The organism is Dyadobacter sp. HNCC25DJ183, from assembly GCF_056895175.1.
The window spans coordinates 152,481-166,308 of sequence record NZ_JBXHAP010000007.1; the positions used below are offsets into that span (position 1 = coordinate 152,481).

Here is a 13,828-nt window from a genome sequence, read left to right on the forward strand (position 1 = left end):
ATGCCGACTAATGCAAATGAATCGATCCTGCGGCATGCGTCAGTAATCGTTTGGTAAAATGTAAAAACCTAATGAAATTACCCCCCTTACCAAAAATAACCACACTACTTTTCGTCCATTCAAACTCCTAAACTTTTATCCATGTTTCAAAAGATCCTTACTGCCTGCATCTTCCTGGCCTGCCTATACAGCCGGCAGCTGGCCTTTGCAGTACCAGATTCCACATTAATCATTAAAAAAACCACCGACTTTAAGGTAAACGGCGAAGGCACGGCCCGCAACTGGGATTCGGCAAAATGGTTTGAAATTACCGTTCAGAAAGGTCCCGGCCAGCGCGGCCCGGGCAAGCAGTTTCCTACGAAAGTCAAGATCATGTACTCTGAAAAAGGAATCTATTTCTTGTTCGACTGCACCGATCAGAAGCTGACAGCCACGATTATGGAAGATTACGGTATGCTGTTCAAAGAAGATGTGGTGGAGGTATTTCTGTGGCCGGACACCTCGGTACCCATTTATTTTGAATACGAACTTTCCCCGTTGAACTACGAGCTGCCTATCCTGATCCCGAACCTGAATGGAAAGGCGCAAGGCTGGAAACCCTGGATTTACAATGAGAGCAACCGCACCCAGCACGAAACCAGCGCACAGGGTGGACAAAAGAAAAGTATGGGCGCGGTGGAAGGCTGGAAGGCCGAGTTTTTCATTCCTTATGCGTTGATGAACCCCATTGTGCCTTCTATCCCCAAATCGGGTACTAAATGGCGGGGCAATTTCTACCGCATTGATTACGATTCGGAAACCGCCTATTATTCCTGGCAAAAAACCGGTGGCAGCTTTCACGAATTCAAGAAATTCGGCACGTTAATTTTTGAATAAAACCGAAACCAATTCAACCTGATGAAATCAATAATTCTGACTATTTCCTGCCTGATCATCGCTATGTCCTCATTTGCACAATCCAAAAAAGAGATCCTGTACCTGGGCACTTATACCCAAAAAGGCGAAGGTATTTACGTGTATGAGCTGGATAGAAGCAATATGTCCTTCAAAGAATTGCAGGTGGTAACCAGCAAAACCAGCCCGTCATTCCTGGAATTTCATCCAAACAAAAAATTCCTGTACGCAGCCAATGAAGGGACCGGCTCTGTTACCGCTTACGCCATTGATCCTGCAACCGGCAAACTGAGTGCATTGAACACGCAGCCGACACACGGAAATGGCCCCTGCCACGTAGGTGTAGATCCGAAAGGACGTTTTGTTTATTTGTCCAACTACGGCAGCGGGGACCTCGCGGTGTACCGCCTTAACCAGGATGGTAGTCTGGGCGCATTGGCCGATACCATTCAGGATAAAGGTGGAGAAGGTCAGAAGCCGCACATGCATTCCATGATTCTTTCCGCAGACGGAAACTTCGTTTATGCGTCGGATCTGGGCATTGACAAGATTATGGTGTACGCTGTGGACCCAAAAACGGGTAAGCTCACTCCCGCTGCTGTTCCTTATGCCGAGGTGAAAAAAGGCGACGGTCCCCGGCATTTTGCAATTCATCCGAATGGAAACTTCGGCTATTCTGCCGGCGAGCTCGGTTCTGTGGTAAACTCATTCAAGATTGTCAAAAACTCGGGTGCATTGGTTCCATTGGAAAGGGTATCCATGCTTCCCGCTGATTTTTCGGGGAAAAGCTTTGCAGCAGACATCCATTTTTCTCCCGACGGAAAATTCCTGTATGCGTCCAACCGCGGACATGAAAGCCTGGTGATTTACAGCGTGGATGCAAGTACCGGAAAACTTACGCTGGCTGGTCACGCAGATACCCACGGAAAGCACCCGCGTAATTTCCTGATCGACGAAAAAGGTGACTTTGTCATAGTTACCAACCGCGACAATGATAATGCCGTATTCTTCAAAAGGGACAAAACAAGCGGCCAGCTCACTTATACCGGCAAGGAAATCAGTGTACCGACTCCTGTTTGTGTGAAACAGCTGATCCTTCCATAAACCTGCTGGTATATTGCTTGAATTCATTTTAACAGCTGATAATAAGGCAGATAGCATGTGCTATCTGCCTTATTCATTTACGCACGATCCGGCCGGAACAAAAGCACCACAAAGCCTGCATTGACCAAACTTTATTTCTTAATTTGCGCATATCAAAAAAAAATAAAGCTACGAAGCGAGTATTCACGCATATTTTCTGCATCCTTTATTACAAGGATTTAAAATAGTTCAGCCAACTCAATTCAGTTCATATTTTATGATCAATCGCAGGGATTTAATCAAACACTTGTCCGCCGTTCCTCTTCTTGGCGGGTTTTTGGGACAGAACAATGCAGAAGCTGCCGGTATGCTGGCCAAGGTACCAGCCAGAAACCTGGCCAAGGAACTCGGGATACGTACTTTTATCAATGCCGCGGGTACCTACACGATGATGACCGGCTCACTGATGCACGACGAAGTAATGGAGACGATCCAGGGCGCGTCCAAGGATTTCATGATGCTCGACGAAGTGCAGACCAAAGTAGGTGAGAAAATTGCTGCCTTGACCCACGCGGAATCAGCAGTGGTAACTGCTGGCTGCTTCTCAGCACTTACGCTCGGGCTAGCTGGTGTGCTTACAGGAATGGACCAGAAGAAAGTAGAGGCATTACCGCATTTGGAAGGTACCGGCATGAAATCAGAGGTGATCATTCAGAAAGGCCATAATATCGGCTACTCCCACGCTCTGACCAATACGGGCTGCAAGATCATAGAAATTGAAACGGTTGAAGAACTACAAAAAGCAATTACTGAAAAAACCGCATTGATGTGGTTTCTGCATATCCAGTCGGACAAAGGACAGATTAATCACCAGCAATGGGTGGAGATCGCGAAGAAAAATGGTATCCCTACGATGATCGATATGGCAGCCGACGTGCCCCCTGTTGAAAATCTCTGGAAATTCAATGATATGGGCTTTGACCTGGTGTGCGTTTCGGGTGGAAAAGCGATGCGCGGACCACAGAGCGCAGGTATCCTGATGGGTAAAAAACACCTGATCGACGCGGCAAGGCTGAGCATGCCGCCACGCGGGTCGACCATCGGGCGCGGTATGAAAGTGAATAAGGAAGAGATCCTGGGGATGTATGTGGCGCTTGACAAGTTTGTCAAAATGGACCACAAAAAGGAATGGAAAATATGGGAAGATCGCGCTGCCACGATTACCAATGCAGCTAAAAGCGTAGCCGGAGTTGAGGTGGAAAAATTTGTACCGGAACTTGGAAACCATACTCCTACCCTGCGCATTTCGTGGGATGCGACCAAAGTTGCATTGCCCGTGAAAGTATTGCACCAGAACCTGCGCGACGGAAATCCTTCGATCGAGATCATGCCCGGCGAGAACAATACATTGACGATTACTACCTGGATGCTGAAACCCGGCGAGGAAAAGATCGTTGCGGCAAGATTAAAGGAAGAGCTGTCGAAAGCAGTTGTTTAAAGTAATACGACCATTTCTAAACCCATCATAATGAAGTTTAAGTTAATACTGATTTGCCTGCTGTCGGGCTTGTCCAGCCTTGTTGCCGACGCGCAGACTTATAGCATTCTGATCAAAGGCGGAACTGTTATCGATCCCAAAAACAACATCAACCAGGTCATGGATGTGGGGATCTTTGAAGGAAAGATCAAAAAAGTCGCTAAAGACATTGACCCTAAGGAAGCGAGGCAGGTAGTGGATGCAAAGGGAATGTATGTAACGCCCGGCCTGATCGACATTCACGGTCACGTTTTCTTTGGTACGGAGGTTAACCACTACCTGAGCAACAGCTTCACTGCATTACCCCCGGACGGTTTTACATTCCGGGTGGGTGTGACTACCATTGTAGATGCAGGCGGCGCAGGCTGGACCAACTTTGACGATTTCAAAAACAATGTCATTTTCAACTCGAAAACACGCGTTCTTTCCTTCATGAATATTGTGGGCAAAGGGATGAGCGGCGGCCAGATGGAGCAGGATACGAGTGATATGGACCCGGCGCTCGCGGCGGCTGTCGCTTTGAGAAACAAAAATGACGTGGTAGGTTTTAAGGTAGCCCATTTTATGGGATCCGACTGGAAACCGGTTGATAATGCTGTAAAAGCCGGCAAACTCGCCAATATGCCGGTAATGGTGGATTTCGGGGGCAGCACACCGCCTTTGCCATTGGAAGATCTCTTTATGAAACATCTGCGCTCGGGCGACATTTTTACGCACGCTTATACGCTGCTGGAAGGAAATGTAAGGGAAACGATCGTGGACGAAGCGACTAAAAAGGTGAAACCTTTCGCCATTGAAGCCCGGAAAAAAGGGATCATTTTCGACGTGGGTTATGGCGGCGCGAGCTTCAATTATTCACAGGCGATACCGGCCGTGAAGTCGGGCTTTTTACCCAACACGATCAGCACTGACCTGCATACCGGCAGTATGAACGGCTCTATGAAAGATATGCTGAGCATTATGTCAAAGTTTTATGTAATGGGAATGGACCTGCCTTCCGTGATCAAGGCAAGTACCTGGGAACCTGCCAAAGTAATCCACAGAGAAAACCTCGGCCACATTTCAGAAGGCGCCATTGCCGACGTAGCTATTTTCTCCATGCGGAAAGGGAACTTCGGGTATTATGATAAAACAGGCTACAAAATGGAAGGCAAAGAAAAGCTGGAATGCGAAATGACCGTGATGGGAGGCAAGATCGTGTATGATTTGAACGGTATTGCAAAGCCGATTTATTTGAAGTAGCTGTTAGCTGTTAGCTTTTGGCTTTTGGCTTTTGGCTTTTAGCTACTGGCTGTTAGCTTTTGTCACCCTGAGCGGAGTCGAAGGGACGTGCTACATTGCCCTTCGACTCCGCTCAGGGTGACAAATGAAAGGGTGACAAAGTGGGTCGGCAGCGTTCTCTTTGGCAGAATGGCAAATAGTGAGCTTGATTATAAACTTTTCGGATTTAGACACCTAAATACCTCCTAAATCAATGACCCTAAACCGTTTAAAAAAATCTATTTTAGTACTCGCGCTCTTCGCTCTCGGCTTTACGGCAGACCGCGAAGACAAGCCTTTCAACTCAAAAAACGGAGGCTTATTCCTTCCCGAAGGTTTCGAAGCAGTAGTTGTTGTAGACAGCCTGCCGGGGCGGGCGCGGCATATTGCGGTGAATGACAATGGCGATATTTATGTAAAAGCCCGGTTTGCCAATGCCGGTGAATCGGTGATTGCATTGCGGGATACCAACAGCGACGGGAGGGCAGATATTATCAAACGTTTCGGAGGGAAGGCGCGGGAACATGCTTATGGTACTGCCATGCGCATTTATAATGGCTACCTGTATTTCAGTTCTGAGCTGGTGGTTTACCGGTACAAACTCACGCCCGGCGACCTGATACCGCAGAGTGAAGAAGAAGTGATACTAACGGACGATCACCCGCACGGCATGCACGAGCACATCGCCAAACCGCTGACTTTCGATGATAAAGGCTTTATGTATGTGCCATTTGGCGCGAACTCCAATGCATGCCAGGAAGAAAACCGCACGCCAGGTTCCAAGGGAATGACTCCCTGTCCGATCCTGGAAGACCACGGCGGCATTTGGAAGTTTGATGCCAGCAAGCCGGGACAGCACCAGAAAGACGGGGTGAAATTTGCGACCGGGCTCAGGAGCATTGTGGGAATGGATTGGAATTTTGCTGATAATAATCTTTACGCACTGCAACACGGGCGCGACGATCTGCTGAGATTGTGGCCGCAGCTTTTTAATGGCTGGCAAAGCGCAATGCTTCCCTCGGAAGAGTTTTTAAGAATAAAAGAAGGCACTCACGCCGGCTGGCCCTATTGTTACTGGGACCAGATGCAGGGTAAAAAGGTACTCAACCCGGAATATGGCGGCGATGGAAAACTGACAGGAGATTGCGGACAATATGAGAAACCGCTGATCGGATTTCCCGGACACTGGGCTCCAAACGACCTTCTCTTTTACCGCGGCCGCCAGTTTCCCGAACGTTACCTGAATGGATCTTTTATCGCATTCCATGGATCGACTAACCGGGCGCCTTATCCGCAGTCAAGCTACTTCATCGGCTTCGTTCCATTCAAAAACGGCAAACCAGCAGGTGAATACGAGATTTTTGCAGATGGTTTTGCAGGAATTGATCCGATCGTGAATGTAAGTGACGCTGTGTACCGGCCGATGGGAATTGCTATGGGACCTGACGGCTCGATCTATATTGCGGAAACAGAAAAAGGTAAAATCTGGAAAATAACTTATACCGGGAACAAGAAAAAGTTTCCAAAAAACGCATTGGCCAAAATGGAAAAACGGAAGTCACTTACACACATCCGCACCCCCGATTTTACCAATGATAACCTGGATAAAGACAAACCCGTGGCCGGCAGCAATGTATACAGTGTGTACTGCTCCGCCTGCCATCAGCGCAATGGAATGGGCGATTCGCAGCGGTTCCCTCCGCTGGGTGGCTCCGAGTGGGTGACCGGCGATAAGGATAAGCTGATCAATGTATTGTTGAAAGGACTGGAAGGTCCGATCGAAGTGAAGGGACAATCTTATAACAATGTAATGCCCCAGCACAGTTTTTTAAAAGACGAGGAGATCTCAGAGGTACTGACGCATATCCGGACCAATTTTGGCAATAGTGCGGGGTCCGTAAGTACCGAGGAAGTTGCCCGTGTACGTGCAGTCACAGATAGTTTGAAGTAATGCTTTTCTCCTTCCAACCTCATTAAGTGGATATTACTCTCCGGCAATTGAGTATTCCTTTTGGGGGTTGGAGGGAGAATCGCCCGTTATATATATCCACTTTCAGTTTTCATTTAAATGTTCCAGAACAGCATACTTGCAGCCAGCTTTATCCTGCTTTTCGGTTCCGCGCTGACGGGCTTCTCTTTTCAGGAAACTGCACATACCACCGGACCAGCACAGGAACCCTGGGTAGCACCCGCCTGGGCCGATACCCTGAAAAGTCCGTTTCATGAAGAACCGCTCACGCTGGCGCAGGGCGAAGAGCTATTTACGCTTTATTGCGCGTCCTGTCACGGCGATGCAGGTTACGGCGACGGTGCGGCTGGTGGCGCGCTGGGACAGAAACCTGCTAATTTTCACGATACCCTCGTTAAAAAACAGACTGACGGTGCCTTATTCTGGAAACTATCTAACGGAAGAGGAAATATGCCTCCCTTTAAAGATGTGTTCGAGGATGAGCAGAAGTGGCAGCTCGTTGCCTATATCCGCCATCTTGGCAAAACAGAGTAAATCCTGAACACCGTATATAAATGTTACATCACAGCAATTTCTGCAAGTACGCACTCGCTACCCTGCTCATCGCAGGCGTTTCCGCTCCTTCGTTTTCACAGCAAAAAGAGCTAAATACCAAAACGCCGATTGCATTGCGCGATGATATTACCATTGAAGAGTACATGAAAGTAGAGCCGGAAGCCGTGCGCATTATCCGCCACCCGGTTACTGGTGAGATCTATTACACAACGTTTTTCGGAGATGTGATCAAGATTGTGGACGTAGACGGAAAGCCGCAAAGCAAGAAGGTTTTTTCAGTTGAAGACCACGGTATTCCCCGGTTACAAGGCGCTGCTTTTAATGGAAATACATTGTTCCTGGCCGGCAATGTGAGTGTTAACAACAACAAAGGCAACAAAGGCAGGATGGTCCGGTATGAAATGGAGAAGGGGGTTGAGAAACCGGAGCTGACTGTTGTTTTCAATACCGTGGAATATGGGGCCAATAAAACAACTTTCGACCACGGCTGGAATGCACTGGAAATCAGCCCGGACAAAAAATATGTATTCGCCAATACGGGCGCCCGGACAGACCACGGCGAAGTGCAGGACAATGGCGGAGAGTACCCGAATGCACGGGACAATGCATTAACAGCCAATATTTTCCGCATTCCTATTGATGCAAAAGACCTGACACTCACCACGGACGCAGCCGAAATGAAAGCGAAAGGCTACCTGTTTGCCGAGGGTATCCGTAATGCTTACGATATGGCTTTTGACGGAAAAGGCAACCTGTTTGCCGTATCCAATTCCGGCGATTACGATCACCCCGAAGATATGTTCTGGGTTCGCCAGGGTCGGCATTACGGATTTCCGTGGATTATGGGCGGCATTGAAAACCCGCAACAATATCCCGACTATCAGCCCGATCCTGAAAAAGATCCCTTTCTGAGCAAGTTTGCATTCGCCTGGTTAATGAAGTATTTCCACAACGATCCCGAATTCCCGAAAAGACCGGCGGGGGTAACTTTCACACCTTCCGTGCAAAACATGGGGCCTGACGCTAACGAGTACCGCGACCGCAAAACGGGTCTGGTTATGGACGGCGATACCACGGGCGTAACAGTAGGCACATTCAATGCGCATTCCTCTCCATTGGGCTTGTTTTTCGATAATGAAAAAGCCCTGGGCAAAGACCTGGCCGGCGATGGATTTGTGATCAGGTATACAGGCGGCCCGCGCAACGGGGTCGTAAACCCCAGTCCATTGCGGCGCCAGGGAAAAGACCTGCTCCACCTGGAAATGATCTATGACAAGGCGAGCGACAATTATAAAGTAAAGACAACGCGCATTGTTGACAACTTCACTTCACCGACCGACGCATTGCTGGTTGGAAATACGCTGTATGTGATTGAATACGGCGGCAAGCAGGGAGGAAATAAGGCGGGCGGCAGTATCTGGAAGATCACCATGCCGGCCTCAGACAAAATTTCGAAAAAGACAAAGAAGAAGAGAGCTTAATACAACCAGTTTATAACCTTAATGAAAAAGAGTATGAAGTCCGAAAGAAGATCGATTATCAAAAAGCTGTTCGCCTCTGTGGCCGGAGTTGCCGGGCTTGGAATTGCGACCAAAGCAAAAGCTGACGCAACGCCGGAGAAGGAAGTTGGAAGTGTGGAAATGTACCAGGATGTACCCCTGTTTTCCGGACACACCAAATTTAACAACCTGGTGTTCGTAGCTGGAAAAGGCGCTCACTTTGACGGAGATATCACGGCACATACCAAGCACGTACTGGACGAACTGGAAAAAGAGCTGATCAAAGCGGGTTCTTCCATGGAAAAGGTACTTAAATGCAGCGTTTTCCTGCACGATCTTAACGATTACAAAGCAATGAACGAAGCCTACAAAGGTCGCTTCGGCAACAAACCACCTTGCCGCACAACAGTAGCAGTCTACGGCGGCGTACCAGGCGATTCCCTAGTAGAAATCGACTGCATAGCTTACGTGTAATAATGCCTTTGTCAGACTGGCAATAGCTTTGTCAGTCTGATAGTAGCCTTGTCAGACTGAGCGCAGTCGAAGTCCCCAGCGAGAACAATAGTGCTGGTGACTTCGACCGCCCGGCGGCCCGGTGCGCTCAGTCTGACAAAGCTGGTTAAACAAATCAAAGCTTCCACCAAACGTATATTTTGAAATAATACAATTTGTCCGCAGATAATTTTAAATTAAAAAATAAAGTGACTCTTATATTTTAAGTTATTATTAAATAACAGTTAATTTGTTGTCTGACCTGATAAGATTTGAACAAAAGACAACGCATCGCTGAGGAGAACACGATTCTTCTGGAACTCTGGTATCAGTCCCAGGCTGGTGACAGTCTTGCATTCTGTCAGCTCGCCGACAAGCAATACCGCACTCTTTTCAATTACGCTGCCAACTTTACGTCTGACAAAGAATTCATCAAGGACTCCATTCAGGAGCTGCTGATCCACATCTGGGAGAAAAGGCAGCAGATACAAATCCAGTTTGTTACCATTTACTTTCTGAGAGCGTTGCGGAACCAGTTGATGCAGGAGTTCCGGAAAAACAATGCGTCGCATATGCTGGATATTGAGCAGGCTAACCAGATTTCCGATTATCAGACCGTGGAAACCGAGATAGAGCGGAATGAGCTGTTCAATGAAAATAAGGCAAAAGTGAGAAGTGCCCTGGAAGAACTTCCCCGCCGCCAGAAAGAAGCGATATTCCTGAAATACTACGAAGGAATGGACAATGAACAAATCGCGGATTTAATGCAGGTCAACAGGCAATCTGTTGCGAATTTATTGTTCAAGGCGATCAGTGCATTGAAATTCCAAATGCGGTCCATCGGAGCCGGGCTCATTACATTACTGCTTATCTTCTCGCACTAAGCTTACCTGGCGATTAACTGAAAATCATATCTAGTTTTTTCACCGATTTGAGCAATGCAGCAGTTGTTTGTTGGCTGGCCATCTTTTGTCACTCGAAAGTCTTTGTAAAGTGATTGAAACTTGGGATTTGTTAAGCTGCCGAAAGGAATAACTACGTCCACACCGTCAAACTTCTTAGGTACATCAACCAACAATTCGTACTCACCTGAACGATTCGAGAACGTTTGATCCAGAGTGGTTTCCTTCGACCATTCCCGCCCTTTCGCAAGAACTAAAATACTATCCACCGGCTGCCCTCTTTCATCTGTTATCGTCCCGTAAACTGTAGTAGTTCTATCTTGTTTGAGAAAACAGGAGTTGAGCAACAATGCGAGGAATGACATTGCTAGTAATGTTTTTGAAAAATGATATCTGTTCGAATCCATAGCCTATATATTTCCTAGATAGTTGTTTGAAAATTAGTTAAATACCCTGACGATCGCCGCCAGGGTATGCTTACCGTTACCTTTTAGTGATAATCCGGCTAACTTCTTTTCCGTCTCTCATTTTCATTTTCAAGATGTATTTCCCAACAGGTAAGTTACTGACTGCCTTTTGAATCTCGTTCGTTTCAGACTTCAAAACCTCAGTGCCATTCAGTTGATAAATCGCGTATCCGGCAATTTTCTCCTGATCAAAAAACTGCATTATATCTCCATCACCAACGGGGTTGGGGAACACGCCGGTATGATCAATTGCTTCACTATGAACTGGCAAGATCCGGCTATAAGCATACGAGCTATCCTTATCGATCATTTTCAGTCGGTAGTAAACTTTCCCGCCTCCCGGCTCCATGTCTGTAAACATGTATTCAGCCCCACTCCCTTCCGAAGCTTGCGCTCTTACATTTGCAATCGTATTCCAGTTTTTACCATCTGTGCTTCTTTCGATTTCAAAATGATCACATTGAATTTCCGCAGTTGTAATCCAGCTCAACCTGACAGCCGCACTTTCACTTTCTGCATTGAACCTGACTAATGTTACCGGCAAAGCCTCGCGTGGGTCAGTTAATGCAAACAATTCCGCAAATTCCGGAAACATTCCGGCTTGCACCAACGTGGCAGGCGCAACGAATGTTTCGTCGGCAAGCGAGGCATATAATATTTTCGAAACAGGCTCATAATGCGCAAAAACCTCTAAGTAGTCAGTGGCCGTAGTCACCAGGAAATCGTCTTCCCAGATATCGGTAATGTCAATGTCCGCATCAGTTGCCGTGAGTTCGGTCTCGTCACCTGGATCAACAGACTGGTCATTGCAGTCAAACACCCAGATTGTCTTAGTAAAAGTGCTGCTGATATCGCGGCGGTTGGGATATGTCCGCACACAGGTCACTTCGTAATGGTCGGCCCGTTCGGCCTGAAAAGTGATCTGATCGCCGGTAGTTGTAAAATATTGATTGGAAGGAAGGACAGTCCAGTTATGAATATATTGTCCGTTTGAGGGAGTCGCGAGGGTAACTGTGATATTGGGCGTATTATCCTCGGTGGTACGTTTCTCGCTAAATGCGTGACAGATATTGCCGGTTGAAATGACGGGTTGCGGAGGGACTGGGAGGTTTGGACAGGCAGGAACGTCTGTAAGGAGGTTTTCGGCAAGGCCAATATCTGTCCAGCCTATGTCAGATGCTAAAACGTGATCAGTATTTAAGGCTGGACTTAAACTTCCATAAACTTCATGGAATGGAGTATGCTGAGGACTAAGGCTCGATACATTTAGGTTCTCCCTTTGATCCTGTATGCTAATAGGATCAATGTGGTCAATTGAGCTAAATGTCGGAACAAAACAGAACCTGAATGATTGGGTACTCTTAAACAACTTATTTGGTATTGCAAACTGCGTACGCCCGCCCGGAAGGAAATCGTCATTCAAACTGCTATTGTAAGATCTGCTGACCCCCAGGATCTTTGAAATGACACCCCAGGTCGCAAACCGAAAAACATTGGTGTTTTTATTGAGTGCATTAGTGTGGACATCGATGTTAGCGTTTTGAAGCAATAATGGAGCCCAGCCGCGCAGAATACGGCTCCCATAGTTATAATTCCCAAAAAGAGCCCGGTCACTCGCGTCCATGCTGCCGTGGATAACGGCGATGTTCCGGCAATTCTCCGGGTAACCACCGTTACCCAATGCGGCTAACTCACCCCTGAACAAATCGAATTCAGGATGTTTGCTTCCTACTCCTCCGCTGATCTGGCCGCCCCAGTGCAATAATAATTGCTGTGCAGCTGTGGTACTCAACGCCAGGTAGTAGTTACGCCACCGTTTTGTGAAGAATTTAAGAATTACCTGGCTCAAAATAGTGGGTGTGGTCTCCCAGGCAAGTTGTGTCAATCCAACTGGTATATTAGCGCCCTGATGCGGCGTGTCGTAACAGATCATTAATTTGACATGGTGCGGAATGTTTTCGTTTTCCATTTGCCTTAAAGCCCACCGAGCTACAAGCCCGCTCATGCTCTCTCCTATCACGACAGATTCGATGTTGCCATTTTTCATCTGATTGACCTGCTGGATCAGTGCTTTCAGTACTTGCGCATTGTCCTGGATTGGCGCGCGGGCATCATGATAATCCAGTAAAACCAGATCGTAACCCTCGCGAAGATAATCATTTAAGGGAGCTCGATAATGTGCCTCAATATGATCAAGTGTGACGTTCTGCCCCATATCGAATCCTTCCGCAATGATAATCGGCTTGTTAAGGAGCTGGTCACAGCCTAGAATGATCCGAATATTCCCGCCTGCCAGCATTGTCCTCGCGGCACGGTCGTCGGACCCAGCAGCTTTGTATATTCTTGGCGCCTCAACCTGAAATTCTGCGAAGGGTTTTGATCTTTCTAGCTGACGAACATTAATCTGCGTATCAAATAAGTAGGTTTGCGTACCTAGCGATAGCCGGATATGTACAGTATGTTTCCCTACCGAGCTATACTGATGCGCGATAGGGTTTTCTGAAAATGGATATGCGACAAACCCGCGGCCATCTTCCAGATCTAATTCCACCTGCGCTGGCTGCGTAGTATCATTAGAAATATAGAGCTCACGACTAATTTTAAAAGCAACATCGCCCTGAAAAACATCTTCTTGCAGCACAGCCCCATAAACGATATTGAACCTGGCAGAATCGGCGAATCTTCTGCTCTGCCCGGCCTTTTTCGCTGCTTCATACTGTTGAATTTCGCTACCGGTTAAGTATATACTACTAAGATTCATAATGCCAATTGGAATCACATTGTTGCGCGACAGCTTGTATGCGTTTGTCTCAGTTAGCTCATCAAAGCCTGGCATCCGGTAAGTGCCTTCGCGCAAATCAGCATCGATCAATCGCTCATATAAGTTTTGCCACTCTTCCATAGAAACCTGCTCCATAGCAGGATCCGGAATTTGTGAGCGTTTTTTGAAGAAGCCAACCTCATTCGGGCTGGTCAATGCGGCATTAAGAAAAAGCGTACTGCCTAACTGCGAAAGGTCAAGTTTGTTAATGAAAACTTTTCGTTGTTCTTTATAATCCTGTGCGTAGGAGGACGAAAAGGCAACAAGGAGAGCAGCAAGGAAAACGCACAGTTTCCCCCGTCCACATTTTTGCAAATGCTTCATATTAAGTGTATGATTAGAGGTTTAA

Annotated in this window: 11 protein-coding genes; 9 read left to right on the forward strand and 2 right to left on the reverse strand. The window is 47.3% G+C overall.

The genetic code is table 11. From position 1 onward, the window contains the following. Window positions 1–141 precede the first annotated feature (141 nt). From AC1XTG_RS18545 to AC1XTG_RS18585, 9 genes are all read left to right on the forward strand, one after another. Complete coding sequence (locus AC1XTG_RS18545) at window positions 142–876, forward strand: carbohydrate-binding family 9-like protein (protein WP_056284946.1); 735 nt, start codon at window positions 142–144, stop codon at window positions 874–876. A 21-nt stretch (window positions 877–897) separates the two neighbouring features. Further along, complete coding sequence (locus tag AC1XTG_RS18550; protein ID WP_484842982.1) at window positions 898–1,998, forward strand: lactonase family protein; 1,101 nt, start codon at window positions 898–900, stop codon at window positions 1,996–1,998. A 256-nt stretch (window positions 1,999–2,254) separates the two neighbouring features. Next, window positions 2,255–3,475: an aminotransferase class V-fold PLP-dependent enzyme gene (locus AC1XTG_RS18555; protein ID WP_484842983.1), complete on the forward strand. Its 1,221-nt coding sequence runs from the start codon at window positions 2,255–2,257 to the stop codon at window positions 3,473–3,475. Window positions 3,476–3,505: 30 nt separating this feature from the next. Further along, window positions 3,506–4,756: an amidohydrolase/deacetylase family metallohydrolase gene (locus tag AC1XTG_RS18560; protein WP_484842984.1), complete on the forward strand. Its 1,251-nt coding sequence runs from the start codon at window positions 3,506–3,508 to the stop codon at window positions 4,754–4,756. Between the two features lie 232 nt (window positions 4,757–4,988). Continuing rightward, a complete protein-coding gene (locus AC1XTG_RS18565; protein ID WP_484842985.1) occupies window positions 4,989–6,725 on the forward strand; it encodes a PQQ-dependent sugar dehydrogenase in 1,737 nt (578 codons plus the stop codon). 117 nt (window positions 6,726–6,842) lie between these two features. Further along, window positions 6,843–7,277 carry a c-type cytochrome gene (locus AC1XTG_RS18570; protein ID WP_484842986.1) on the forward strand — a complete coding sequence of 145 codons (435 nt, stop codon included), beginning with the start codon at window positions 6,843–6,845 and terminating at the stop codon, window positions 7,275–7,277. A gap of 20 nt (window positions 7,278–7,297) precedes the next feature. Next, complete coding sequence (locus AC1XTG_RS18575; RefSeq protein ID WP_484842987.1) at window positions 7,298–8,779, forward strand: PQQ-dependent sugar dehydrogenase; 1,482 nt, start codon at window positions 7,298–7,300, stop codon at window positions 8,777–8,779. Between the two features lie 33 nt (window positions 8,780–8,812). Further along, window positions 8,813–9,271: a RidA family protein gene (locus AC1XTG_RS18580; RefSeq protein ID WP_056284966.1), complete on the forward strand. Its 459-nt coding sequence runs from the start codon at window positions 8,813–8,815 to the stop codon at window positions 9,269–9,271. Between the two features lie 290 nt (window positions 9,272–9,561). Beyond that, window positions 9,562–10,173, forward strand: a complete 612-nt coding sequence (locus AC1XTG_RS18585) for an RNA polymerase sigma factor (protein ID WP_056284969.1) — start codon at window positions 9,562–9,564, stop codon at window positions 10,171–10,173. A gap of 2 nt (window positions 10,174–10,175) precedes the next feature. Here AC1XTG_RS18585 and AC1XTG_RS18590 read toward each other — a convergent pair whose 3' ends face one another. Both AC1XTG_RS18590 and AC1XTG_RS18595 read right to left on the reverse strand, forming a co-directional pair. Next, window positions 10,176–10,556, reverse strand: a complete 381-nt coding sequence (locus AC1XTG_RS18590; RefSeq protein ID WP_056284973.1) for a hypothetical protein — start codon at window positions 10,554–10,556, stop codon at window positions 10,176–10,178. A gap of 118 nt (window positions 10,557–10,674) precedes the next feature. Continuing rightward, on the reverse strand, window positions 10,675–13,803 hold the full coding sequence (locus AC1XTG_RS18595) for a T9SS type A sorting domain-containing protein (RefSeq protein WP_484842988.1): 3,129 nt from the start codon (window positions 13,801–13,803) through the stop codon (window positions 10,675–10,677). Window positions 13,804–13,828 lie beyond the last annotated feature (25 nt).

Excerpts from the sequence above, each read along its gene's own strand:
- AC1XTG_RS18545 (WP_056284946.1), top strand. The coding sequence starts at position 142 with ATGTTTCAAAAGATCCTTACTGCCTGCATCTTCCTGGCCTGCCTATAC.
- AC1XTG_RS18550 (WP_484842982.1), top strand. The coding sequence starts at position 898 with ATGAAATCAATAATTCTGACTATTTCCTGCCTGATCATCGCTATGTCC.
- AC1XTG_RS18555 (WP_484842983.1), top strand. The coding sequence starts at position 2,255 with ATGATCAATCGCAGGGATTTAATCAAACACTTGTCCGCCGTTCCTCTT.
- AC1XTG_RS18560 (WP_484842984.1), top strand. The coding sequence starts at position 3,506 with ATGAAGTTTAAGTTAATACTGATTTGCCTGCTGTCGGGCTTGTCCAGC.
- AC1XTG_RS18565 (WP_484842985.1), top strand. The coding sequence starts at position 4,989 with ATGACCCTAAACCGTTTAAAAAAATCTATTTTAGTACTCGCGCTCTTC.
- AC1XTG_RS18570 (WP_484842986.1), top strand. The coding sequence starts at position 6,843 with ATGTTCCAGAACAGCATACTTGCAGCCAGCTTTATCCTGCTTTTCGGT.
- AC1XTG_RS18575 (WP_484842987.1), top strand. The coding sequence starts at position 7,298 with ATGTTACATCACAGCAATTTCTGCAAGTACGCACTCGCTACCCTGCTC.
- AC1XTG_RS18580 (WP_056284966.1), top strand. The coding sequence starts at position 8,813 with ATGAAGTCCGAAAGAAGATCGATTATCAAAAAGCTGTTCGCCTCTGTG.
- AC1XTG_RS18590 (WP_056284973.1), bottom strand. The coding sequence starts at position 10,556 with ATGTCATTCCTCGCATTGTTGCTCAACTCCTGTTTTCTCAAACAAGAT.
- AC1XTG_RS18595 (WP_484842988.1), bottom strand. The coding sequence starts at position 13,803 with ATGAAGCATTTGCAAAAATGTGGACGGGGGAAACTGTGCGTTTTCCTT.